The organism is Citrobacter sp. Cb031 (genome assembly GCF_030336725.1).
Lineage (GTDB): Bacteria > Pseudomonadota > Gammaproteobacteria > Enterobacterales > Enterobacteriaceae > Citrobacter > Citrobacter braakii.
Window position 1 is genome coordinate 173,558 of the sequence record NZ_JAOWDA010000026.1, and the last position, 25,331, is coordinate 198,888.

Genomic DNA, 25,331 nt, shown 5'->3' on the forward strand with positions numbered 1-25,331 from the left:
ACCCTTCACGAGTGGGAATATCTTGTCTCCGGGCTGTCATAATTCGCCGGGCTGCGTTAAACCTGGACTATCTTTTCATAAATCTGTCATAAAACTGACGCATAATGGCACTGTATTGATGGCAAACGATTTAATTACAAACAGGGCAAATCATGGCGAGACGTATTCTGGTCGTAGAAGATGAAGCTCCAATTCGTGAAATGGTCTGCTTCGTGCTCGAGCAAAACGGATTTCAACCCGTTGAAGCCGAAGACTATGACAGTGCTGTGAACCAACTCAATGAACCCTGGCCGGATCTCGTCCTGCTTGACTGGATGCTTCCAGGCGGCTCGGGTCTACAGTTTATTAAACATCTCAAGCGCGAAGCGATGACGCGGGATATCCCGGTGATGATGCTGACGGCGAGGGGGGAAGAGGAAGATCGCGTCCGGGGGCTGGAAACCGGCGCGGATGACTATATTACCAAGCCTTTTTCTCCCAAGGAGCTGGTGGCGCGTATTAAAGCAGTTCTGCGTCGTATTTCACCGATGGCGGTGGAAGAGGTTATAGAAATGCAGGGGCTAAGCCTTGATCCCACCTCGCATCGCGTGATGACCGGCGAGGATCCGCTGGATATGGGGCCGACCGAATTCAAACTGTTGCACTTCTTTATGACTCATCCCGAGCGTGTCTACAGTCGCGAGCAACTCCTTAATCATGTCTGGGGAACCAATGTGTACGTGGAAGACCGGACAGTGGATGTGCACATCCGCCGCTTACGTAAGGCGCTGGAGCACAGCGGACACGATCGTATGGTGCAGACGGTTCGCGGGACGGGATATCGTTTTTCAACCCGCTTCTGACTGACAAGAATCAAGGCCTGAAGGAATAGGCCGTATAGGGAGTAAGACGTTTGCTAGAACGATTGTCATGGAAAAGGTTGGTACTGGAGCTGATCCTGTGCTGCATACCGGCATTTATCCTTAGCGCTTTTTTCGGTTACCTGCCCTGGTTTTTACTGGCGTCGGTAACGGGCCTGCTTATCTGGCATTTCTGGAATTTATTACGTTTGTCCTGGTGGCTATGGGTCGACAGAAGCATGACGCCGCCGCCGGGGCGAGGCAGTTGGGAGCCGTTGTTGTACGGGCTGCATCAAATGCAACTGCGCAACAAAAAGCGCCGTCGTGAACTGGGTAATCTGATTAAACGTTTTCGCAGCGGGGCGGAATCGCTACCCGACGCGGTGGTGCTGACCACTGAAGAAGGCGGTATCTTCTGGTGTAACGGACTGGCCCAGCAGGTTCTGGGACTGCGCTGGCCGGACGATAGCGGGCAAAATATTCTTAACCTGTTGCGCTACCCGGAATTTACACAATATCTGAAAACGCGCGATTTTAGCCGACCGATCAATCTGGTACTCAATACCGGACGGCATCTGGAAATTCGCGTGATGCCCTATACCGATAAGCAACTGCTGATGGTGGCGCGCGACGTTACCCAGATGCATCAACTGGAAGGTTCACGACGTAACTTTTTCGCCAACGCCAGCCATGAACTGCGTACGCCTCTGACGGTGTTACAAGGGTACCTGGAAATGATGCAGGAGCATCCGCTGGAAGGGACGACGCGTGAAAAAGCGCTGCATACCATGCGTGAACAAACGTATCGCATGGAAGGGCTGGTGAAACAGCTGCTGACGCTGTCAAAAATTGAGGCTGCGCCGACGCTACTGCTGAATGAGAAGGTCGATGTGCCCATGATGCTGCGCGTGCTCGAACACGAAGCGCAAACGCTGAGCCAGCAAAAACATACGTTTACCTTTGATGTTGATAACAGCCTGAATGTGCGGGGTAACGAGGAGCAGTTGCGTAGCGCTATCTCGAATCTCGTCTACAACGCGGTGAACCATACGCCAGCGGGAACGCACATTACCGTACGCTGGCAGCATGTGGCGTCGGGGGCGGAGTTTTGCGTGGAAGACAACGGTCCAGGCATTGCCGCCGAGCATCTTCCACGCTTAACCGAACGTTTTTATCGTGTGGATAAGGCGCGATCGCGGCAAACGGGCGGCAGCGGACTTGGTCTGGCCATCGTTAAGCATGCGCTGCATCATCACGACAGTCGCTTGAATATCGAAAGCGAACCAGGCGTTGGGACGCGATTTAGTTTCGTGATCCCGGAACGTTTAATTGCCAAAATTAACGGTTAAGGCGCATTCGTAAGATAATCTTTCCAAAAGCCAGCGCAAGCTGGCTTTTTCTATGCGGTCAATATAAGCATCCTGAATTTTACGACGTTTGGTTGTTTTTTGTTCGAACTATTACCCATACCTTTTTCCATGAAATGGTGTTTTGTGCTAACCCCATTTTTCATATCGCTATATTGTTCTGGTTTTGGGATCCCACCTTGCTTTAAAACGTTATAAGCGTTTAAATTGCGCTCCAGGTGCTGTCATACCGACTGCATTTACGCGGTAAATCGAAAAACTATTCTTCGCCGCGCCAGTCTGGGAGTGTTTCCCGCTGGAATTGAGCAAAAATGCCGCTGTATTGTCCCCCAGGGAAAGGCAAAAATTTATTATTTTCAACACCACATCCACAGGCAGTAAGACTTTATGACCCATCAGTTAAAATCGCGCGATATTATCGCTTTGGGATTTATGACATTTGCACTGTTCGTTGGTGCAGGTAACATCATCTTCCCCCCAATGGTTGGTTTGCAGGCAGGTGAACACGTCTGGACTGCGGCTTTTGGCTTTTTGATTACCGCCGTTGGCCTGCCGGTACTTACCGTTGTCGCGCTGGCGAAAGTCGGTGGTGGTGTGGACCGACTGAGCACGCCTATCGGTAAAGTCGCTGGTTTGCTGCTGGCGACCGTGTGCTATCTGGCTGTTGGACCGTTATTTGCTACGCCGCGTACCGCAACGGTCTCTTTCGAAGTCGGGATTGCACCGCTGACCGGTGACTCCGCTCTGCCACTGCTTATCTACAGCGTGGTCTATTTCGCGATTGTGATTCTGGTTTCGCTGTATCCGGGCAAACTGCTGGATACGGTTGGTAATTTCCTGGCTCCGCTGAAAATCCTGGCGCTGGTGGTCCTGTCTGTCGCCGCAATCGTCTGGCCAGCAGGCCCGATCAGCAATGCGATGGAAGCCTATCAAACTGCGGCGTTTTCTAATGGCTTCGTGAACGGGTATCTGACCATGGATACGCTGGGCGCGATGGTATTTGGTATTGTTATCGTCAACGCCGCTCGCTCGCGTGGCGTTACTGAAGCGCGTCTGCTGACCCGTTATACCGTTTGGGCAGGTTTGATGGCGGGTGTGGGCTTAACGTTGCTGTATCTCGCGTTGTTCCGTCTGGGTTCAGATAGCGCAATTCTGGTCGATCAATCTGCTAACGGCGCGGCAATTCTGCATGCGTATGTTCAGCACACCTTTGGTGGCGCAGGGAGCTTCCTGCTGGCGGCGTTGATTTTCATCGCCTGTCTGGTCACCGCTGTTGGCCTGACCTGCGCGTGCGCAGAGTTCTTTGCCCAGTACGTTCCACTGTCTTATCGTACGCTGGTATTTATCCTCGGCGGCTTCTCGATGGTGGTCTCTAACCTGGGGCTGAGCCATCTGATTCAGATCTCTATTCCGGTGCTGACGGCTATCTATCCGCCATGTATCGCACTGGTTGTATTAAGTTTTACCCGCTCATGGTGGCATAATTCTTCCCGCGTCATTGCACCTGCGATGTTTATCAGCCTGATTTTTGGTATCCTTGATGGCATTAAAGCTTCTGCAATTGGCGACGTGTTACCGGCCTGGACCCAGCGTTTACCGCTGGCGGAGCAGGGGCTGGCGTGGTTGATGCCAACAGTCGTGATGGTGGTCCTGGCAGTTATCTGGGATCGTGCAGCGGGTCGACAAGTGACCTCCAGCGCACACTAATATCACTGACAATAAGTTTTAACCACGGGGCTATTAACATGGCCCCGTGGTTTTTTATTGTGTTAACAGGTTAGGAATCGATGGAAAGTAATAACAAGCTAAAGCGTGGGCTGAGCACCCGGCACATTCGCTTTATGGCATTAGGTTCAGCAATTGGTACCGGGCTGTTCTACGGCTCGGCCGATGCCATCAAAATGGCGGGGCCAAGCGTGTTGCTGGCCTATATTATCGGCGGCGTAGCGGCGTATATCATTATGCGCGCGCTGGGCGAAATGTCCGTTCATAACCCTGCAGCCAGCTCCTTCTCGCGCTATGCGCAGGAAAACCTCGGACCGCTGGCAGGCTACATAACCGGCTGGACCTACTGTTTTGAAATCCTGATTGTGGCTATTGCCGATGTGACTGCCTTTGGTATTTACATGGGCGTCTGGTTCCCGGCCGTACCGCACTGGATTTGGGTACTCAGCGTGGTATTGATTATCTGCGCCATCAATCTGATGAGCGTGAAGGTGTTTGGCGAGCTGGAATTTTGGTTCTCGTTCTTTAAAGTCGCCACCATTATCATCATGATTGTCGCCGGTTTTGGCATCATCATTTGGGGGATTGGTAACGGCGGACAGCCTACCGGTATCCATAATCTGTGGAGCAACGGCGGTTTCTTCAGCAACGGCTGGCTCGGCATGGTGATGTCGCTACAAATGGTGATGTTCGCCTACGGCGGGATTGAGATTATCGGGATTACCGCTGGCGAAGCCAAAGACCCGGAAAAATCTATTCCGCGCGCCATCAATTCCGTACCGATGCGTATCCTCGTGTTTTACGTGGGGACGCTGTTCGTCATCATGTCTATTTACCCGTGGAACCAGGTCGGCACTGACGGTAGCCCGTTCGTTCTGACGTTCCAGCATATGGGGATTACCTTTGCCGCCGGGATCCTCAACTTCGTAGTCCTGACCGCGTCGCTGTCGGCCATCAACTCTGACGTCTTTGGCGTGGGGCGTATGCTGCACGGTATGGCGGAGCAGGGCAGCGCGCCGAAAATGTTCGCCAAGACGTCGCGTCGTGGCGTGCCATGGGTGACGGTGATGGTGATGACCATCGCGCTGCTGTTTGCGGTGTATCTTAACTACATCATGCCGGAAAACGTCTTCCTGGTGATCGCCTCTCTGGCGACCTTCGCAACGGTATGGGTGTGGATTATGATCCTGCTGTCACAAATTGCCTTCCGTCGTCGTCTGCCGCCGGAAGAGGTTAGGGCGCTGAAATTTAAAGTGCCGGGTGGGGTTGTGACGACCGTTATTGGCCTGATTTTCCTGGTCTTTATCATCGCGCTTATCGGCTATCATCCGGATACCCGCATTTCGCTATACGTCGGCTTTGCGTGGATTATCCTGCTGCTTGCCGGCTGGGTTTTCAAGCGCCGTCGCGAGCGCCAACTGGCTGAAGCGCAGTAATATTTTTGCCGGGTAGCTTAATGTTACCCGGCAATTTTCTCCTCCCCCACACTCCTCCCCCAATAAACGTTAAGATGATGAGTGATCCTGCACTTCGCTATGGCAAGGTGACGTCATTATCATCAAAGGGGATACGTGATGTTGAACGCCTGGCACCTTCCGGTTGCCCCATTTGTTAAGCAAAACAAAGATCAACTGACGATTACATTATGGCTGGCGGGGGAAAATCCACCCCAGCGGGTGACGCTACGCGCAGAAAACGATAACGAAGAGATTTCGCTGGGTATGCACAAGCAACGCAGCCAGCCGCAACCGGGCGTGACCGCGTGGAGAGCGGTGATCGATCTCTCCAGCGGACAGCCTCGTCGACGCTATAGCTTTAAATTACTTTGGCTCGATCGTCAGCTGTGGTTTACCCCGCAGGGATTCAGCCGTTTTCCGCCTGCGCGTCTGGAGCAGTTTGCTGTTGATGTGCCGGATAACGGCCCGCAGTGGGTCGCCGATCAGATTTTTTACCAAATTTTCCCGGACCGTTTTGCCCGCAGCCAGTCGCGTGAAGCGACTCAGGATAACGTCTATTACCACCACGCTGCCGGACACGATATTGTGCGGCGCGAGTGGGATGAACCGCTTACGGCCCAGGCCGGTGGCTCCACGTTTTATGGCGGCGATTTGGACGGCATCAGCGAAAAGCTGCCGTATCTGAAAACGTTAGGCGTCACGGCGCTGTACCTGAATCCGGTATTTACCGCGCCGAGCGTGCATAAATACGATACCGAAGATTACCGTCATGTTGATCCGCAGTTTGGCGGCGACAGGGCGCTGCTGCGCCTGCGTCACACCACCCAACAGCAGGGGATGCGCCTGATTCTCGACGGTGTTTTTAACCATAGCGGCGATTCACACGCCTGGTTTGACCGACATAATCGGGGAACGGATGGCGCGTGCCATAATCCGCAATCCCCCTGGCGCGACTGGTATCATTTCTCAGCCGACGGCGTCGCGCTCGACTGGCTGGGGTATTCCAGCCTGCCCAAGCTGGACTTTTCCTCTGAAAGCCTGGTGAATGAAATTTATCGCGGCGAAGACAGCATCGTTCGCCACTGGCTGAAAGCGCCGTGGAGTATGGATGGCTGGCGTCTTGACGTGGTGCATATGCTGGGAGAGGCCGGTGGTGCGCACAACAACCTGCAGCACGTGGCCGGAATTACGCAGGCGGCGAAAGAGACCCAGTCAGAGGCGTATGTGGTGGGCGAGCATTTTGGCGACGCGCGTCAATGGTTGCAGGCCGACGCGGAAGATGCCGCCATGAACTATCGCGGTTTTACCTTCCCGATATGGGGATTTCTCGCCAATACCGATATCTCATACGATCCGCAATTCATTGACGCCCAGACCTGTATGGCGTGGATGGATAACTATCGCGCGGGTTTGTCACATCAGCAGCAGTTGCGGATGTTCAACCAGCTCGACAGCCACGATACCGCCCGTTTTAAATCTCTGCTCGGTAAAGACGTCGCACGTTTACCGTTGGCGGTGGTGTGGCTGTTTACCTGGCCTGGCGTGCCCTGTATTTACTACGGTGACGAAGTGGGACTGGATGGGAACAACGATCCGTTTTGTCGCAAACCATTCCCGTGGCAGCCTGAAAAACAGGACGCTAACCTGCTGGCGTTGTATCAGCGGCTGGCAACATTACGCCACCAGAGCCAGGCGCTGCGCCATGGTGGTTGTCAGGTGATTTACGCCGAGGATAACGTGGTGGTGTTTGTACGCGTGCTAAACCGCCAGCGTGTATTGGTGGCGATTAACCGTGGCCACGCCTGTGAAGTGGTCCTGCCAGCCTCGCCATTACTGAGCGTCAGTCAATGGCAGCACCAGGAGGGCAAAGGCGTGCTTGCCGAGGATATCCTGACGCTGCCGGCGATTTCCGCCTCGGTGTGGATGGGTCATTGATATAAGCGCGTAACATCCGGGCTTGCCAGCAGCGTTTCCCGCCACCAGCGCTGCGCCAGTCCATCGCGGTTATTGCGCCAGGCCATATAGGCCACGTCTTTTTGGCGAAATGAGATGACCGTTTTTTCCACCAGCTCGCCCGTGGCAAGCCACGGGTTAGCAATATGGCGGGGGAGAAATCCGCAGCCCAAGCCGGCCCGCAGTAGCATCACCTTACTGTGGAAATCATCAACGCGAATCTGCGCCTGCTCCTCCATCAGATTGGTTTGTAACGGATGACAAAAGCGGGCGCTGTCGCTAATGACAATCGCCCGGTGCAGGCACAGCTGTTCGTTAGTCAGGCCATCCGGTGCTGCGGCCAGCGGATGCTCAGGCGCAACGACAAACACATTGTCCAGCGTGCCGAGCATTTTGTAGGACCAGGCCGCTGACGTAGGCGGTTCATTAATCGCCCCCAAAATAATATCTGCTCCATTATGCGTCAGCTCCTCCCAGGAGCCCGCCAGCGTATGGTGGGTGAAGTTAAGGCGGGTTTGCTTATTCAGCGCGTGAAATTCATCGATAATGGGCAACAGCGAGGCGAAAGGGAAGGAGTCGTCCAGCGCAATCGCCAGCTCTTTTTCCCAGCCTGAACTCAACTGCACCGCCTGCTTTTCGAGATCTTTTGCCGCACTCAGCAGCAAACGTCCCTTTTCCAGCATCATCTGACCGGTGTCGGTAAATTTTGCCCGGTGACCGGAACGGTCAAGCAACTCGATATTCAAATCACTTTCCAGCTTTTGAATCATATAGCTGAGTGCTGCAGGGGTTTTAAACAACGATTCGGCCGCCGCGGCAAATGAACCCTGTTTATCGAGTGCGTCGAGAATTAGCAAAACATCCAGATTGATGCGCATAAGCAGAAAATATCCTGAAAATTAAACCCCTCTGTTGTACCGAATGGAGAAAAACAATGCCAGTGAATAAATTAGATGAGTCATGCGCATTTTTTTGATGTTGTTTAGGATATATCGCAACACAAAATTAATAGTTTCACTGGATGGTAAGTTTTCTTTAATAACTCGTTAGAAATTTCCCGCTATACTCAACAAGCTTTCTGATTCAGGATCCTGCTGCTGACGGCAGATACAGACCGTTGCCTTTTAACTTATTGATTAAGAAGGTGTGCTATGTCTATTCGGGAACTGATTGACCCTCAAAACTCAACGCTTATTTTTATTGATCATCAGCCGCAAATGTCATTTGGTGTGGCGAATATTGACCGCCAGACTTTGAAAAATAATACCGTGGCATTAGCGAAAGCCGGGAAAATATTTAATGTTCCGGTGATTTATACTTCTGTGGAAACGAAAAGTTTTAGCGGCTATATCTGGCCGGAATTGTTAGCGGTTCATCCTGATGTGAAACCAATTGAACGCACCTCGATGAACTCCTGGGAAGATGCGGCGTTTGTGAAAGCCGTGGAAGCGACCGGGCGTAAAAAATTGATTATCTCCGCGCTGTGGACCGAAGTATGCCTGACTTTCCCGGCGCTGATGGCGCTGGAAGCGGGTTACGAAGTTTATGTGGTAACTGACACTTCCGGCGGCACATCCGTGGATGCCCATGAGCGTTCTATCGACCGCATGGTACAGGCGGGTGCCGTACCTGTGACCTGGCAACAGGTTCTTCTAGAGTACCAGCGCGACTGGTCCCGCAAAGAAACCTACGACGCCGTCATGGATCTGGTACGTGAGCACAGCGGCGCCTACGGTATGGGCGTGGATTACGCCTACACCATGGTGCATGGCGCGCCGGAACGTAAAGCCTAAATACACCTCATCCTTCATGTTGCCTCTTTGTGGGCTTCGTTTGCGTACCCCGGTCACTCACTTTGTCAGCTTCCGGGGATACACAATCTTGCCGCTTCGATGCGCCATGAATGATTTTGTGTATTGCTTACGTGGCCTAAGCGGGCCTGTTTCCTCTCCACAAGGAACCTTTTATGGCGCAGAACAAACATGTGACGTTGGTGATTTCCCACACCCTGCTGCCTGAACAAGCGCAGCGGTATGAGCAGTGGCTGGGGAAAATCATGCCGGTGGCGGCCGAGTTTCCCGGTCATCTGGGGGCGAATGTGATTCGTCCTGCAGATGGCAACAATTTGTGGAACATCATTATCCGCTTCGACACGCTGGAGCATCTGTATAACTGGACCCAGTCCGATACGCGCCGCGTGCTGGTCGAAGAGATTGCCCCGCTGCTGGCGGAGGGGGATAAAACCGAAATCCGCACCGAAGCGGCGTTCTGGTTTACGCCGCCCGCGCCCCATGTACGTCAGCCCAGGCGCTGGAAACAGTTTCTGATAACCCTGCTGGTGATTTTTCCCAGCACCAATCTGGTGCCGTGGTTGACCGGCATTGTGCTGCCTGCCATGAAGGGCTCGTTACTCCTGCATCTGATCAATGATGCCTGTGTGGTTGCGCTGGTGGTCTGGTTCTGGATGCCCATCGTAACCCGTCTGTTTGCCGGATGGCTGAAAAAAGCCTGACCGGTTTCTCAGGAGATTGTTATGTCTCAAACTGCCACACTGATTCTGACTCACGGAAAAATTCATACTCTCGAAAGACAAAACCCGCAGGTCGAGGCGGTGGCGATCGCCAATGGTAAGATCCTGGCGACCGGTAGCCACGATCGCATCATGAGTTTTGCCACCGACGGGACGCAGGTTGTCGATCTGCAGGGACATACGGTGATCCCGGGCCTGAACGATTCGCACCTGCACCTCATTCGCGGCGGTCTGAATTACAACCTGGAATTGCGTTGGGAAGGCGTTCCGTCGCTGGCGGACGCGCTACGCATGCTCAAAGAGCAGGCTGACAGAACGCCATCGCCGCAATGGGTGCGCGTGGTGGGTGGCTGGAGCGAATTCCAGTTTGCCGAACGTCGCATGCCAACCCTCGAAGAACTCAATGAAGCGGCCCCGGATACCCCAGTTTTTGTTCTGCACCTCTACGACAGAGCTTTGCTGAACCGTGCCGCACTGAAAGCAGTCGGCTACACCAAGGCGACGCCGGACCCGGCGGGCGGTGAGATTGTGCGTGATAGCAACGGTAACCCAACCGGGATGCTGATCGCCAAACCCAACGCCATGATCCTTTATTCGACGCTGGCAAAAGGACCAAAACTGCCGCTGGAAATGCAGGTCAACTCGACCCGGCAGTTTATGCGCGAGCTGAACCGTCTCGGGCTGACCAGCGCCATCGATGCAGGCGGTGGTTTTCAGAACTACCCGGAAGATTACGAGATAATTGAGCAGTTACACGCCAACAAACAGATGACGGTGCGCATCGCCTACAACTTGTTTACCCAGCGTCCGCAGCAGGAACTGGAAGACTTTGAACGCTGGACCGATATGCTCAAACCAGGGCAGGGGACCGACTTCTACCGTGCCAATGGGGCTGGGGAAATGCTGGTCTTCTCGGCCGCGGATTTTGAAGACTTCCTCCAGCCACGCCCGGATCTGCCGGAAGGTATGGAAGATGAGCTGGAGCGCGTGGTGCGTCACCTCGTGGAGCACCGCTGGCCGTTCCGCCTGCACGCCACCTACGATGAATCCATCAGCCGAATGCTCGACGTATTCGAGAAGGTGAATCGCGATATCCCGTTCAATGGCCTGCACTGGTTCTTCGATCACGCTGAAACGATTACCGAACGGAATATCGAGCGCGTAAAAGCGCTGGGGGGCGGGATCGCTGTTCAGCACCGTATGGCGTTTCAGGGCGAATATTTTGTCGATCGCTACGGCAAAGATGCGGTCAAACATACCCCGCCGGTGGCGAAAATGCTGGCGGCTGACGTTCCGGTAGGGCTGGGGACTGATGCCACCCGCGTGGCCAGCTACAACCCGTGGACAGCGCTCTACTGGCTGGTTTCGGGCCGTACTGTGGGAGGGATGGCGATGTACGATGATAACAATCGCCTGCCGCGCGATGTGGCGCTGGAATTGTGGACGGCCGGTAGCGCCTGGTTCTCCAGCGAACAGGGTAAGAAAGGGCGCATCGAGAAAGACCAACTGGCCGACCTGGTGGTGCTGTCTAAAGATTACTTCAGTGTGCCGGAAGAGGAGATCAAAGGCATAGAGTCGGTAATGACCATTGTCGATGGCAAAGTGGTGTATGCGGCCGGGCATTTCACTCCGCTGGCGCCGCCGGCCATCCCGGTTGTACCTGACTGGTCGCCGGTGGTAAAAGTGCCGGGGCACTATCGCTCAGCGCCGCCTGCTGCGGCGAAAATTGGCGCAATGGTGCAGATGCACCAGTGCTGCGGCAGCTGCGGCGTACACGGTCATCAGCATGATATAGCGCGTAAATCGGCAATTCCGGTGTCAGATGACCGGGCTTTCTGGGGCGCGCTTGGCTGCTCCTGCTTCGCGTTTTAATCCCTGATCACAGCCCCTGGCCAAACGCAGGGGCTGATTGTCTTTTCTGAAAAGCGGTTCATCGTGTTAACCGATATGGCGCAACTGCAACAATTTGTGTCATTCTGGTCTGTCTTTATACAGTGAAGGTGGAAACATGGATGAGCTGCTAACCCTTGGCTGCATTGTATTATTCTTCGCGCTGGTAGTGGTTCCTGGCCTCGCGATCGTGGCATTCAGACGCAGTGCGGCTGTACGTTCTGAGCTGATGGTCTTGCGCCGTCGGGTAGAGGAGCTGGAGCTGCGCGGTGTGGCGCAGACCAGCGCCGTTGAGCCAACGGCAGCAAAAGATATTGTTCCTGCCGATGCGCCAACGGCTGCGATGAGCAGCGTATCGCCGGAGCCTGTAACTGAGCCGCCGCCTGAGCCCGTTAACCCGTGGGCTTCACAGCCGAAGCCGGATAATGCGGCGGTATCTACGCCCGACGTCGAGCGGCCTTCTGCTTTTGGCGGGGTAATGTCATCGCTGGTGCGCTGGTTTATGCAGGGTAACCCGTTGGCAAAGCTCGGTATTTTGCTCCTGTTTTTGGGGCTTTCTTTCCTGCTGCGTTATACGGTCGAACATTCTCTGTTTCCGCTGGAGCTGCGTCTGGTGGCGGCCGCGCTGTTCGCTATTGTGCTGTTGGCGTTGGGCTGGCGGCTGCGGCATAAGCAACCGATCTATGCGCTGATATTACAGGGGGGAGCTACCGGAGCACTCTATCTCACCGTCTTTGGCGCGTTCCGGCTGTGGCAAATGCTGCCAATGACACTGGCATTTGCGCTGCTGGTGGTGATTTGTGCGGCGAGTGTGGGGCTGGCTATTCTGCAAAAGGCGCTCAGCCTGGCGATGCTGGCAAGTCTTGGCGGTTATCTCGCGCCGCTGTTGCTTTCCACCGGCGGCGGCAGTCATGTCGCGCTCTTCTCTTTCTATCTTCTGCTCTCGGTCGGCATTCTCGCCATCAGCATCTGGCAGCACTGGCGGGAGCTTAATCTGCTCGGCCTGTTGTTCACCTTCGGCGTTGGCGGGATTTGGGGCCTGGAGGGCTATCGACCAGAGTATTACCTGAGTTGCCAACTGTTCCTGATCGCCAACACGATTATTTTTGGCGTGCTGAGCGTGGCGTTGTCGCTCCGGGCGCAGGAAAAAGGCAAACAGATTATTGACGGCGTACTGCTGTTTGCCCCACCGCTGATCGGTTTTGGAATGCAGTATGCCATTACCCGGCATATGGCTTATGGTCCGGCGCTTAGTGCGCTGGGCTACGGTGGTTTCTATCTGGTGTTAGCAAAGTTTGCGTTGCGCCGTTCCTCTTCTCTGGGGAGACCTCTGGTATTGTCCGCCCTGGCGCTCGGTGGTGCGTTTACCACGCTTGCTATCCCGTTGGCGCTTTCAGCCCGTTGGACGGCGATGGCCTGGTCGCTGGAGGGGCTTGGGATCCTCTGGCTGGGCGTGCAACAACAGCAACGACGCATGAGTTATAGCGGTTCGGCGCTGCTCGTGCTGGCCGTGGGCAGCGCGCTATGGGCGCTGGCGAACGGAACAACCGCGCTCTCAGTCATGCTGATTTTTGCCGTGCTCAGCCTCAGTTGGCTGGTTGCTGCATGGCTATGGCGCAATATTTGGATGCCGGGCAGTTGGGCGCTACTCGCTGGTGGTTTGGTTTTCTGGATTGTTGCGCTCGTTGCGGCATCGCAACTCGTTCTGAAACAGGATCGGTGGGTACTGTCTGGCGTGCTGGCATTAATGGCGGTATCGAGCTGGGGCTGGCGAAGTATCGCGGGTCGCCTGGCGTGGCGGGAGCTGGATGCCAGTAAATGGCTGCTGTGGCCGATGATGCTGGTGATGCTGATGTATCAGATCGCTGTACAGCAGATTTTTGCGGCGGGCTGGCCGAATCTGGCCTGGTGCGCGGCGCTAATTGTTGCGGTAGCGCTGCTCTGGCGTGACGCACCAATATTACCGCCAATGCTTTCCAGACTGGCGCATTTATCGTTCTTCTGGATGATTTTACTGGCGCTCGCGGTTGAGCTGTTCTGGTTCGCGCAGGGGCTGCCGTGGGGAAGGGCTGCGTGGGGTAGCGGCCTGATGATGGCGGCTGGCGGGCTGCTAATTTTCCTGATTTATCAGTCTGTTCATCGACAAATCTGGCCGTTTCGCATCTGGCCGGCCCTCTATTCTGTTCAGGCGATGGTTCCCGTTGTGCTGGTGCTGGTAGGTCTGCTCGTGCTGACGAATTTACAAGATGGCGTGGTTTATCGTCAGACTTATCTGCCGTTGCTCAACCCGCTGGAAGAGGGCGCAGCTTTTGCCCTGCTGGGCCTGGTGGTGTTTTATCGCGCGTCTGAACGCTATTTCCCGGCGCAGCTTTCGGTATGTCGCCCATGGCCGGTTGTGGCGCTGATGGCGCTCAGCTTTTGGTGGCTCAATGGTGTGCTGCTGCGCGCATTGTCCTGGTATGGCGAGGTTGCGTGGCGTGTAGACGCACTATGGGATTCACGGCTGATTCAAACCTGTTTTGCTCTGTTCTGGATGCTGGCGGCATTGGTGGTGATGCTGCGGGCGACCCGGCGCCGCTCGCGTCGGGAATGGCTGTGTGGCGCGGTATTGTTGGGGATAGTCATTGTGAAACTGATGCTGGTGGACAGCGCAGGAGGCGGCGGCCTGGCGCGCGCGGTTGCGTTTATCGGCGTGGCCATTCTGGTGTTGATTATCGGGTATTTTTCACCATTACCGCCCAAAGCTGGAGAAGAAAAATGAAATGGATGAAAGCGGTGTTATGCAGCGTACTGCTGGGCGCGACAGGCGCGGCGGTAAGCAGCGATGAAGTGAAAGAGTCTCCGGCGGACTACGTAACGGGGGTGACGCTGGAAACTACGGGCACATCGCCGTGGTATCGCGTTTCGCTACCTCCGGCGGTGTATCCGGGTACCGCCTGGGCGGATTTGCGCGATGTCCGGGTCTTTAACCATCTGGGGGAGACGGTGCCGTTTACTCTGGTGGCGCAGAAAACCCAGCCCGTTACGCCAGAGGCAGTGGCGCTGCGTTTTTTCCCGCTTGATATGTCACCGGTTGCGCCGCGTGAGGAGGGGCAACGAGGCGGAGACGCTATTGTTTTACGTTCGAAGAGCGGCATTGAAATTCATTTGCAAAGTGATGATGTCAAAGCGCTCGGCCAGAGCTATTTACTGACGCTCCCGGAAGAGACGAAAGATGCCTTTTCACTGGCGCAGTTACGCCTGAACTGGGACTCGCAGGCGGGCAACTGGCAGGGGAAAGCCTCGGTTTATGCAAGCAGTGATTTGCGCTACTGGCGACCCGTGCAGGAAGATGCGCCGTTAATGGATCTGACGCGTGATAACGATCGCCTGAAAATGGACACCATCAGCGCCAGCCTCACGCTCTCTGTGGAGGCGACTCGCTACCTGCTGGTGATCCTCGACTCGCAAAGTCCGGCGCTGACGTTAAACAGCGTGAGCGCGATAGCGGCCAGCAGCGAGCCGGAATCCGAGCGTATCGTGATTGAAGCCCAGGGGAATAAGGTTTCGGATGACGAAGCCGTCTGGCGATGGGCGCAGCCCCAGCCGCTGACCTCGCTTCGCATCGATCTGGAAAGTGAAGGTGTTTTACCGGTGGAACTGGCCTGGCGCAGCGCTGAAAAAGAGCCCTGGCAGCCGCTGACAAAAACCATGCTTTACAATCTGGACTGGAGGAGTGCGGAAGATATTCATCTTTCCGGTCAGTTGGTTGAGGCCGTCCGGATGACGACCATTAACGCCCGGTTGCCAGAGAGGCTGCCTGAGTTGAGCGGCATGCGCGACAGTTATCAACTGGTGTTTAATACGCAGGGCAAAGGGCCTTATATGCTGGCGTGGGGAAACCGGGCGGCGAAAAAGGCTGATGTTGGTCTCGATATGCTGATCCCGGCGTCGCTGCGTAAATCGCAGGAGATAGATTATCTACCGTGGGCGACTCTTCAGGAGAGCGTGGCGCTTGGTGGTGAAGCGCGATTGACGGCAACGTCAGTAGCTGAGCAACAAAGCCAGTGGAAAACGCTGTTGGTGTGGGGGGCGTTAATTCTTGGGGTCGCCGTACTGGCGCTTATGGCGTGGCGAATCTGGCGTGAAGTGAAAAAGGATAATCCGACATAGACCAATAAAAAAGGCCCGCATTTGCGGGCCTCTTACGATTCATGCCAATTACAGGCTGGAAACGTTCTCGGTCAGGTATTTTGCCACGCCGTCCGGAGACGCGTTCATACCTTCTTTACCTTTTTCCCACTGTGCCGGGCAAACGTCGCCGTGCTCTTCGTGGAACTGCAGCGCGTCAACCATGCGCAGCATTTCGTCGATGTTACGACCCAGCGGCAGATCGTTAACCACCTGGTGGCGAACAACGCCGTTAGCGTCGATCAGGAAAGAACCGCGCAGAGCAACGCCCGCTTCCGGGTGCTCGATGCCGTAGGCTTTCTGGATTTCGCGTTTGATGTCAGCAACCATTGCGTATTTCACTGCACCGATGCCGCCTTTGTCGACAGGGGTGTTACGCCATGCGTTGTGGACAAATTCAGAGTCGAAGGAAACGCCAACAACTTCCACGCTGCGCTTCTGGAATTCTTCGTAACGTTTGTCGAAAGCGATCAGTTCAGACGGGCAAACGAAGGTGAAGTCCATCGGCCAGAAGAACAGAACGGTAGTTTTACCGTTGGTATGCTGTTTGAAGTTGAAGTTTTCAACGATCTCACCGCTACCCAGTACCGCAGCTGCTGTGAAATCCGGAGCCTGACGAGTTACCAGTACCATATAATTCTCCTGCAATGTTAAGGGGTTTTTGGAACGCAACGCGGGCCAGTATAGAGAGTGTTCGGGAATAAGACAAAGAGGCGCTGGCAATCAATGAGACAGGTTTTGTCTATCAATCTTTTGCCGGATGGCGGCTACTGCTTATCCGGCGGCTAATACGGGCTGTAGTCAAAGGGTTTTACGCTGCGCCTGTTCCATCATTTGCGGATAAAACTGCCAGAATCGTTCCTCTAACGCATCGTAATGCGTATCCAGGTCATACCATGAGTCACGCAGGGCATCGAGTCGTGGGCGGCGGCTGGCCATGCCATTCAGGACGTTCTGGATAAAATCCATGTCCCGATAGCGCTCAAGCCATTTCTCTGACCATATATAGTTGTTTAAATTGATAAAGCGCGGTGGCGATTCAGGCAAAATAGTGGTCACCTGGGTGCGAGCATAGCGCACAAAGTCCGCCAGCGGGAAGTCGGGGGATATTTCCGACCAGTGGCGCGACAGAAAATGATCCCACATTACGTCCAGCGTAATCGGCGCGACACGGCGCGTTTCGCTGCGAAACCACTCTTTGGCTTCACGCACCTGCGGCAGGTTATCGGTCATCACGTCGATACGACGGTGCATGAAGATGCCTTCTACCACGTCAGGCGAAAAGTGCGTTTCCGGATTGCCCCGGACAAAGTCGGCCAACAAATTGCCGGAAAGCGAGCTGTCGGCAAGGTGAGCCAGATGCAAATGTGCAAGAAAATTCATATCCACTTCATCCTTCAAACTGCCTCTTTGTTGGCTGCCTTCTCTCACCCCTGTCACTTACTTGAGTAAGCTCCCGGGGACTCATTCAGTTGCCGCCTCGATGCATCTTGAATGATTTTGTGTATAGATTATGTCTTTTAACTTGAGGGGTAAAGGTTGCAGGGAGGACGCCCCGGCACTAGACTACCCGCCTCTTATTTTAGTCTGAGTCAGTGTCATGCGCGTTACCGATTTCACCTTTGAACTACCCGAATCCCTGATTGCCCACTATCCGCAAGCTGAGCGCAGTAGTTGCCGCTTGCTGTCTTTGGACGGGCCGACGGGCGCGCTGACGCACGGTACTTTCACCGATTTGCTCGATAAGCTCAACCCTGGCGATTTGCTGGTCTTTAACAACACCCGCGTTATTCCGGCGCGTCTGTTTGGCCGTAAAGCCAGCGGCGGCAAGATCGAAGTGCTGGTCGAGCGTATGTTGGATGACAAACGTATTCTGGCGCATATTCGCGCCTCGAAAGCGCCAAAGCCGGGGGCCGAGCTGCTGCTGGGCGACGACGAAAGTATTAAAGCAACGATGGTGGCACGCCATGACGCGCTGTTTGAAGTCGAGTTTAACGACGAGCGCAGCGTGCTGGATATCCTTAACGCCATCGGCCATATGCCGCTGCCACCGTATATTGACCGTCCGGATGAAGATGCCGATCGCGAGCTGTATCAGACCGTGTATAGCGAAAAACCGGGTGCGGTCGCCGCGCCGACTGCGGGTCTGCACTTTGACGATCCGCTGCTGGCTAAGCTGCGCGATAAAGGCATTGAAATGGCGTTCGTCACGCTGCACGTGGGCGCGGGGACTTTCCAGCCGGTGCGCGTAGACACCATCGAAGATCACATCATGCACTCCGAATATGCGGAAGTGCCGCAGGATGTCGTTGATGCTGTGCTGGCGGCGAAAGCGCGCGGCAACCGCGTGATTGCGGTGGGCACCACCTCCGTACGTTCACTGGAAAGCGCGGCGCAGGCGGCCAAAAACGACCTTATCGAGCCGTTTTTCGGCGATACGCAAATATTCATTTATCCTGGCTATAAATATCAGGTGATTGATGCCCTGGTAACCAACTTCCACCTGCCGGAATCAACGCTGATCATGCTGGTTTCCGCGTTTGCTGGTTATAAAAACACCATGCACGCCTATCATGAAGCTGTAAAAGCGGAATATCGCTTTTTTAGTTACGGTGATGCGATGTTTATCACGTACAATCCGCAGGCTATTTCTGAGCGTGTCGGGGAATAAATCCGCGATATGAGTATTTAAAACGTCGGACTGTTTTTCTGACGCAGGAGTTAAGATGAAATTTGAACTGGATACCACAGACGGTCGCGCTCGCCGCGGCCGCCTGGTTTTTGATCGTGGCGTAGTAGAAACACCTGCTTTTATGCCGGTCGGTACTTACGGCACCGTGAAAGGCATGACGCCGGAAGAAGTTGAAGCAACTGGCGCGCAGATTATCCTCGGTAACACCTTCCACCTGTGGCTGCGCCCGGGACAGGAAATCATGAAACTGCATGGCGATCTGCACGATTTTATGCAGTGGAAAGGGCCAATCCTCACCGATTCCGGCGGCTTCCAGGTTTTCAGCCTGGGTGATATCCGTAAGATTACCGAGCAGGGCGTGCATTTCCGTAACCCGATCAACGGCGATCCGATTTTCCTCGATCCCGAGAAATCAATGGAGATTCAATACGATCTCGGTTCCGATATCGTCATGATCTTCGACGAATGTACACCGTATCCGGCCGACTGGGACTATGCTAAACGCTCGATGGAGATGTCTCTGCGTTGGGCGAAGCGCAGTCGGGATCGTTTTGATAGCCTCGGCAACAAAAATGCGCTTTTTGGCATCATTCAGGGCAGTGTTTACGAAGATTTACGTGATATCTCCGTTAAAGGTCTGGTAGACATCGGTTTTGATGGCTACGCTGTCGGCGGTTTGGCTGTCGGTGAGCCGAAGGAAGATATGCACCGCATCCTGGAGCATGTATGCCCACAGATTCCGGCAGATAAACCTCGTTACCTGATGGGCGTCGGCAAACCAGAAGATCTGGTTGAAGGCGTACGTCGCGGTATCGATATGTTTGACTGCGTGATGCCAACGCGAAATGCCCGTAATGGTCATTTGTTTGTGACTGACGGCGTGGTAAAAATTCGTAACGCGAAACATAAAAGCGACACCAGTCCGCTCGATGCTGAGTGTGATTGCTACACCTGTCGCAATTATTCGCGCGCTTACTTGCATCATCTCGACCGTTGCAACGAAATATTGGGCGCGCGACTCAACACGATTCATAACCTTCGCTACTACCAGCGTTTGATGGCGGGTTTACGCAAGGCTATTGAAGAGGGTAAATTAGAGAGCTTCGTGACCGATTTTTACCAACGTCAGGGTAGACCAGTTCCACCTGTGAACGTTGATTAATTTTAATAATGAGGGAATTTGAATGAGCTTTTTTATTTCTGATGCGGTAGCGGCAACAGGTGCTCCGGCGCAGGGCAGCCCGATGTCTCTGATTCTGATGCTGGTGGTGTTTGGTCTGATTTTCTACTTCATGATCCTGCGCCCGCAGCAAAAGCGCACCAAAGAACACAAAAATCTGATGAACTCCATTGCGAAAGGCGATGAAGTGCTGACTAACGGTGGTCTGGTGGGTCGCGTGACCAAAGTAGCAGAATCTGGCTACATCGCTATCGCGCTGAACGACACCACTGAAGTGGTTATTAAACGTGATTTCGTAGCTGCCGTTCTGCCGAAAGGCACCATGAAGGCGCTGTAATTTATTGTTTTCCCAAAGGGAACTGCCGTGTTAAACCGTTATCCTTTGTGGAAGTATGTCATGCTGATCGTCGTTATTGTCGTCGGTCTGCTCTATGCGCTTCCCAACCTGTATGGTGAGGATCCGGCTGTTCAAATCACTGGCGTGCGCGGTGCCGCCGCCAGTGAGCAAACGCTGATCCAGGTCCAGAAAACGTTACAAGAAGATAAAATCACACCTAAGTCTGTGGCTCTGGAAGAGGGTGCTATTCTTGCGCGCTTCGACTCCACTGATACCCAACTGCGCGCTCGTGAAGTGTTAATGGGCGTATTGGGCGATCAATACGTCGTGGCGCTTAACCTTGCACCGGCAACTCCACGCTGGCTGGCAGCCATTCACGCAGAACCGATGAAACTCGGTCTTGACCTGCGTGGCGGCGTTCACTTCCTGATGGAAGTGGATATGGACACCGCGCTGAGTAAGTTGCAGGAACAAAATATCGATAGCCTGCGCAGCGATCTGCGTGAAAAAGGCATTCCTTATACTACCGTTCGCAAAGAAGATAACTATGGTCTGAGCATCACCTTCCGTGATAGCAGCGCTCGTGATGAAGCTATCTCTTACCTGAGCAAGCGTCACCAGGATCTGGTTATTTCCAGCCAGGGCAGCAATGCTCTGCGTGCGGTGATGACCGATGCGCGCCTGAGCGAAGCCCGTGAGTACGCGGTACAGCAGAACATCAACATTCTGCGTAATCGTGTTAACCAACTGGGTGTTGCTGAGCCGGTGGTCCAACGTCAGGGTGCTGACCGCATTGTGGTCGAACTGCCAGGCATTCAGGATACCGCGCGTGCGAAAGAAATTCTGGGCGCTACCGCGACGCTGGAATTCCGTCTGGTGAACACCAACGTTGACCAGTCTGCTGCGGCATCCGGGCGTGTACCGGGTGATTCGGAAGTGAAACAGTCTCGTGAAGGTCAGCCGGTTGTGCTGTACAAACGCGTGATCCTGACCGGTGATCATATCACCGACTCCACTTCCAGCCAGGACGAATACAATCAGCCGCAGGTTAACATCTCGCTGGATAGCGCGGGTGGTAACATCATGTCCAACTTCACCAAGGACAACATCGGTAAGCCGATGGCGACCCTGTTCGTGGAGTACAAAGACAGCGGTAAAAAAGATGCCAACGGTCGCGCAGTGCTGGTGAAACAGGAAGAGGTGATTAACATCGCTAACATCCAGTCTCGCCTGGGCAACAGCTTCCGTATCACCGGTATTAACAACCCGAACGAAGCGCGTCAGCTTTCTCTGCTGTTACGTGCCGGTGCGTTGATTGCGCCGATTCAGATTGTTGAAGAACGTACCATCGGTCCTACCCTGGGTATGCAGAACATTAAACAGGGTCTGGAAGCGTGTCTGGCCGGTCTGGTGGTGTCTATTCTGTTCATGATCTTCTTCTATAAGAAGTTCGGTCTGATCGCGACCAGTGCGCTGATTGCTAACCTGGTACTGATTGTCGGTATTATGTCGCTGCTGCCGGGCGCTACGCTGAGTATGCCGGGGATTGCGGGGATCGTCTTAACCCTTGCCGTCGCGGTCGATGCGAACGTACTGATTAACGAACGTATCAAAGAAGAGTTGAGTAACGGGCGTTCGGTGCAGCAGGCCATCAATGAAGGTTATGCGGGTGCATTTAGCTCCATCTTTGATGCGAACATTACGACGCTGATTAAGGTCATTATCCTGTACGCAGTTGGCACCGGGGCAATTAAAGGGTTCGCGATTACTACCGGTATTGGTGTGGCGACGTCGATGTTTACCGCGATTGTCGGTACACGTGCCATCGTAAACCTGTTGTATGGCGGCAAGCGCGTCAAAAAGCTGTCAATCTGAGGAGTGCGAAGTGGCACAGGAATATACTGTTGAACAATTGAACCACGGCCGTAAAGTCTGGGACTTTATGCGCTGGGACTACTGGGCTTTCGGCATTTCAGGTTTCCTGCTGATTGCGGCCATCGTGGTGATGGGCGTACGCGGGTTTAACTGGGGTCTCGATTTCACCGGTGGTACGGTAATTGAAATCACGCTGGAAAAACCGGCCGATATGGACGTGATGCGCGATGCGCTGGAGAAAGCGGGCTTTGTTGATCCGCTTCTGCAGAACTTCGGCAGCAGCCACGACATTATGGTGCGTATGCCGCCAACTGAAGGCGCAGACGGCGGTCAGGTACTGGGCAGCAAAGTGTTGAGTGTGATTAACGAATCCACCAACCAAAACGCCGCGGTGAAACGAATTGAATTCGTGGGTCCGAGCGTGGGTGCAGACCTGGCGCAAACCGGTGCAATGGCGCTGATGGCGGCGTTAATATCCATCCTGGTGTACGTCGGTTTCCGCTTTGAGTGGCGACTGGCGGCAGGGGTAGTTATCGCTCTGGCGCACGACGTGATTATCACACTTGGGATCCTGTCGTTGTTCCATATCGAGATTGATCTGACTATCGTCGCATCGTTGATGTCGGTAATCGGTTACTCGCTGAACGACAGTATCGTCGTATCTGACCGTATTCGTGAAAACTTCCGCAAAATTCGTCGCGGTACGCCTTACGAAATCTTTAACGTGTCATTGACTCAGACGCTGCACCGTACGTTGATTACGTCCGGTACGACGTTGATGGTTATTCTGATGCTGTTCCTGTTCGGTGGTCCGGTACTGGAAGGCTTCTCGCTGACGATGCTGATCGGTGTTTCCATCGGTACTGCATCTTCTATCTACGTAGCATCGGCGCTGGCGCTGAAGCTGGGTATGAAGCGTGAGCACATGCTGCAGCAGAAGGTTGAGAAAGAAGGGGCGGATCAACCGTCAATTCTGCCTTAAACTATTAAGAGTGAAGATACTGGAATCCCGATCGCAAGGTCGGGATTTTTTTTGCCTGCGATTTGCTAGCAGTCCATTATCTTTTCCGGTCGCCATACTACTGACAGTATGCTGTCAGTAGCCCTGTCTTATAGTCCTTCTGAGATTACCCACACAGGCAGGAGGAAGTATGAATAACGTAATTAGCTGGTTTGAAATCCCCGTGGCACAAATGGAGCGCGCCATTGCTTTTTATGAGCCAGTGATGCAGGTTTCTTTGCGTCGTGAGAATATGGACAGCGCGGAGCTGGCCGTATTTCCACATCAGGATCCCGCTCCCGGCGGGGCGCTGGCTAAATTTGACGGTATTACGCCTTCAGCGCAGGGCGCTATTATTTATCTGCATACGGACGATTTGGCTGCAACGCTTAAACGCGTCGCCACCGCTGGCGGCCAGTGCGTGTTTGGTCCGCTCGAACTGGGGCAGGATATTGGCACTATTGCGCTGTTTACTGACAGCGAAGGCAATCGCGTTGGTTTACATCAACCCGCGTAATATTTTCAGGACTGAGGATTAAAATGACCAGACGCGCCGACCGCTTGTTTCAGATTGTACAAATCCTGCGTGGCAGGCGAGTGACAACGGCGGCGCTGCTGGCAGAACGTCTTGAGGTTTCTGAACGGACGATTTATCGCGATATCCGCGATCTCTCTTTATCCGGCGTGCCCATTGAAGGTGAAGTGGGCAGTGGATACCGCTTAATGGCGGGGTTTGATCTGCCGCCGTTGATGTTAACGCATCGCGAATCAGAAGCGTTAATGGTAGCGATTCGGTTGCTGAAAACATGGGGCGGGGATTCACTCTCACAGGCGCTGGAATCCGCGCAGGAAAAAGTGCTGGCGATATTGCCGCCAGAGTGTCGGCGCAGAGCCGAGCAAACGCGGGTTTTCGCGCCAGATTTTGGCAATCAGCCGCATTCACGCAGTGCTTTTGATCTCTTACATCGCGCGGTTTCGGCGCAGCATGTGTTGGCGCTGCATTATCGCGACGAGTCCGGGAATCTCTCTTGGCGCGACGTTCAGCCGCTGGGGTTATTTTTCTGGGGTGAGCACTGGTTGCTGGTTGCCTGGTGCGAGAAACGTAACGATTATCGCTGCTTTCGCGTTGATCGTTGTCTGAAGATCACGCCGCTCGACAGGCATTTTCGTGAATCTGCAGATCGCTCGCTAAGTGATTTTTTACGTAAAGTACGCTGTGAAGACCAGCTATAAAAAAGCCAGCGGTTAAGCTGGCTTGTCTGCGATAAATTGGCAGGATTAGAAGTTGTAACCTACGACCAGGTAACCACCCCAACCGGTAGATTTCGCGCTGAAGTCGCCTTCGCCCCAGTTCAGAGTATCTCCACCTTTCCACTGGCCGCCGTTATGGAAGTAACGCGCTACTACGGAGTAGTGCCAGTGATCGTAGTTCAGCGCCAGGACGTGGCTGGAAGCGATAGAGTTGCTGGTGCGGTTCGGATCATCACCCAAATCGGAGCCCCAGTCGAAGTTGGTGAAGCCGATGTAGGTCAGTTGGCCGCCCCAAACCTGGGTGATCGGCACAAAGTATTTCACTTTGAAACGGTAGCCATCCCACTCGTTTTCGTTGGATGCGCCATAGTTCTGCCACTGGTATTTAGCATACACGTTCAGGGACAGACCCATCGGCAGACCGGTATCGATATCGGTACCCAGACCCATATACCAGGTGCTCTGGCGGCTGGCTTTGTTATCACCCATATCGTAGATGTAGTTGTTGGCGAAATACCACTCTTTGAACGGACCAAAGCTCAGGTCAGCACCGGTCAGTTTATCGATGGAGAAACGCGGTTCGATTTCCATAAACAGCGGGGAACCGTCAGACCAGATGCCTTTATCGTTGCCGTTACCCCAGTCGAAGGTTTTCGGAATATCGATGTAGCCATAGAAGTCAAACCAGTCTTTTTTGGCAAACGCTTCGTATTCCAGATAAACGTCGTTGTTCAGTTTCGGGGAGAAACGGGTGTGGTAGCTTCCCACTACGTTGACGCTCTGGTGCCACCAGTCGGACAGATATTGCGGTTTGTCATTTTCTGCAGCGTTGGCAGTAAAAGACGAGGAGAGCGCCAGCACTGCACCGGCTGCAAGTAATGTTTTTTTCATATGTATGCCACTGTTTGAAATCCCTTTCGGGAGTGAAAAAGGCGCAAATTGCGTTTCTAAATATTTCGTGTTTCTTCGGAGCCTATTATAAAAATCATTGTTCACAAAAATATGTGTTGTTTCACAGTTCTATCATTTACGTAATCGATTGCGTTCACGTTTGCTTACTTTAGG

General features: G+C 53.9%; 21 protein-coding genes. 17 read left to right on the top strand and 4 right to left on the bottom strand.

What is annotated here, in order from left to right:
- Window positions 1–152 precede the first annotated feature (152 nt).
- From phoB to malZ, 5 genes are all read left to right on the top strand, one after another.
- Entirely contained in the window at window positions 153–842 is a 690-nt protein-coding gene (phoB, locus tag OGV93_RS12115; protein ID WP_003021496.1) for a phosphate response regulator transcription factor PhoB, read from the top strand.
- Window positions 843–892: 50 nt separating this feature from the next.
- A complete protein-coding gene (gene phoR / locus OGV93_RS12120) occupies window positions 893–2,188 on the top strand; it encodes a phosphate regulon sensor histidine kinase PhoR (RefSeq protein ID WP_016155846.1) in 1,296 nt (431 codons plus the stop codon).
- 405 nt (window positions 2,189–2,593) lie between these two features.
- The gene (gene brnQ, locus OGV93_RS12125) at window positions 2,594–3,913 is read left to right on the top strand and encodes a branched-chain amino acid transporter carrier protein BrnQ (RefSeq protein ID WP_016152017.1); all 1,320 of its coding nucleotides are present in this window, start codon (window positions 2,594–2,596) and stop codon (window positions 3,911–3,913) included.
- Between the two features lie 80 nt (window positions 3,914–3,993).
- Window positions 3,994–5,367, top strand: coding sequence for a proline-specific permease ProY (gene proY, locus OGV93_RS12130; protein WP_103765943.1), 1,374 nt, complete (start codon window positions 3,994–3,996; stop codon window positions 5,365–5,367).
- Between the two features lie 138 nt (window positions 5,368–5,505).
- Window positions 5,506–7,323 carry a maltodextrin glucosidase gene (gene malZ / locus OGV93_RS12135; protein ID WP_287109600.1) on the top strand — a complete coding sequence of 606 codons (1,818 nt, stop codon included), beginning with the start codon at window positions 5,506–5,508 and terminating at the stop codon, window positions 7,321–7,323.
- Here malZ and OGV93_RS12140 read toward each other — a convergent pair.
- Window positions 7,317–8,219 carry a LysR family transcriptional regulator gene (locus OGV93_RS12140; protein WP_016152020.1) on the bottom strand — a complete coding sequence of 301 codons (903 nt, stop codon included), beginning with the start codon at window positions 8,217–8,219 and terminating at the stop codon, window positions 7,317–7,319. The two genes, malZ and OGV93_RS12140, sit on opposite strands and share 7 nt — an antisense overlap.
- Window positions 8,220–8,492: 273 nt before the next feature.
- On the opposite strand from OGV93_RS12140, the gene OGV93_RS12145 reads away from it, so the two are divergent.
- From OGV93_RS12145 to OGV93_RS12165, 5 genes are all read left to right on the top strand, one after another.
- Window positions 8,493–9,134 (top strand): hydrolase, encoded by a 642-nt coding sequence (locus OGV93_RS12145; RefSeq protein WP_003021513.1) that lies wholly within the window; start codon window positions 8,493–8,495, stop codon window positions 9,132–9,134.
- A gap of 173 nt (window positions 9,135–9,307) precedes the next feature.
- Window positions 9,308–9,853 carry an antibiotic biosynthesis monooxygenase gene (locus OGV93_RS12150; RefSeq protein ID WP_016152022.1) on the top strand — a complete coding sequence of 182 codons (546 nt, stop codon included), beginning with the start codon at window positions 9,308–9,310 and terminating at the stop codon, window positions 9,851–9,853.
- A gap of 21 nt (window positions 9,854–9,874) precedes the next feature.
- Entirely contained in the window at window positions 9,875–11,743 is a 1,869-nt protein-coding gene (locus OGV93_RS12155) for an amidohydrolase (protein ID WP_016155848.1), read from the top strand.
- Window positions 11,744–11,879: 136 nt separating this feature from the next.
- Window positions 11,880–14,522 carry a DUF2339 domain-containing protein gene (locus OGV93_RS12160; RefSeq protein ID WP_287109601.1) on the top strand — a complete coding sequence of 881 codons (2,643 nt, stop codon included), beginning with the start codon at window positions 11,880–11,882 and terminating at the stop codon, window positions 14,520–14,522.
- Window positions 14,519–15,913 carry a DUF3999 domain-containing protein gene (locus OGV93_RS12165; protein WP_016155850.1) on the top strand — a complete coding sequence of 465 codons (1,395 nt, stop codon included), beginning with the start codon at window positions 14,519–14,521 and terminating at the stop codon, window positions 15,911–15,913. The genes OGV93_RS12160 and OGV93_RS12165 overlap by 4 nt, the downstream gene beginning before the upstream one ends.
- Before the next feature lie 48 nt (window positions 15,914–15,961).
- On the opposite strand, the gene OGV93_RS12170 is transcribed toward OGV93_RS12165, so the two are convergent.
- Window positions 15,962–16,564, bottom strand: a complete 603-nt coding sequence (locus OGV93_RS12170; RefSeq protein WP_287109602.1) for a peroxiredoxin — start codon at window positions 16,562–16,564, stop codon at window positions 15,962–15,964.
- 168 nt (window positions 16,565–16,732) lie between these two features.
- The gene (gene acpH, locus OGV93_RS12175) at window positions 16,733–17,314 is read right to left on the bottom strand and encodes an ACP phosphodiesterase (protein WP_016155851.1); all 582 of its coding nucleotides are present in this window, start codon (window positions 17,312–17,314) and stop codon (window positions 16,733–16,735) included.
- Window positions 17,315–17,531: 217 nt separating this feature from the next.
- Between acpH and queA the strand changes: the two genes are divergently transcribed.
- The 7 genes from queA to OGV93_RS12210 all read left to right on the top strand — a co-directional run bounded on the left by queA (window position 17,532) and on the right by OGV93_RS12210 (window position 24,248).
- Window positions 17,532–18,602, top strand: coding sequence for a tRNA preQ1(34) S-adenosylmethionine ribosyltransferase-isomerase QueA (gene queA / locus OGV93_RS12180; RefSeq protein ID WP_003021529.1), 1,071 nt, complete (start codon window positions 17,532–17,534; stop codon window positions 18,600–18,602).
- A 55-nt stretch (window positions 18,603–18,657) separates the two neighbouring features.
- Window positions 18,658–19,785 carry a tRNA guanosine(34) transglycosylase Tgt gene (gene tgt, locus OGV93_RS12185; protein WP_003021535.1) on the top strand — a complete coding sequence of 376 codons (1,128 nt, stop codon included), beginning with the start codon at window positions 18,658–18,660 and terminating at the stop codon, window positions 19,783–19,785.
- 22 nt (window positions 19,786–19,807) lie between these two features.
- Window positions 19,808–20,140 carry a preprotein translocase subunit YajC gene (gene yajC, locus OGV93_RS12190; protein WP_003021544.1) on the top strand — a complete coding sequence of 111 codons (333 nt, stop codon included), beginning with the start codon at window positions 19,808–19,810 and terminating at the stop codon, window positions 20,138–20,140.
- Between the two features lie 27 nt (window positions 20,141–20,167).
- Window positions 20,168–22,015, top strand: coding sequence for a protein translocase subunit SecD (gene secD, locus OGV93_RS12195; RefSeq protein WP_003021547.1), 1,848 nt, complete (start codon window positions 20,168–20,170; stop codon window positions 22,013–22,015).
- Between the two features lie 10 nt (window positions 22,016–22,025).
- Entirely contained in the window at window positions 22,026–22,997 is a 972-nt protein-coding gene (secF, locus tag OGV93_RS12200) for a protein translocase subunit SecF (protein ID WP_003021550.1), read from the top strand.
- Window positions 22,998–23,166: 169 nt separating this feature from the next.
- Window positions 23,167–23,532: a VOC family protein gene (locus tag OGV93_RS12205; RefSeq protein ID WP_016152028.1), complete on the top strand. Its 366-nt coding sequence runs from the start codon at window positions 23,167–23,169 to the stop codon at window positions 23,530–23,532.
- Between the two features lie 23 nt (window positions 23,533–23,555).
- Window positions 23,556–24,248: a helix-turn-helix transcriptional regulator gene (locus OGV93_RS12210; RefSeq protein WP_287109603.1), complete on the top strand. Its 693-nt coding sequence runs from the start codon at window positions 23,556–23,558 to the stop codon at window positions 24,246–24,248.
- Window positions 24,249–24,293: 45 nt separating this feature from the next.
- On the opposite strand, the gene OGV93_RS12215 is transcribed toward OGV93_RS12210, so the two are convergent.
- A complete protein-coding gene (locus OGV93_RS12215; protein WP_003021561.1) occupies window positions 24,294–25,157 on the bottom strand; it encodes a nucleoside-specific channel-forming protein Tsx in 864 nt (287 codons plus the stop codon).
- Between the last annotated feature and the right edge of the window lie 174 nt (window positions 25,158–25,331).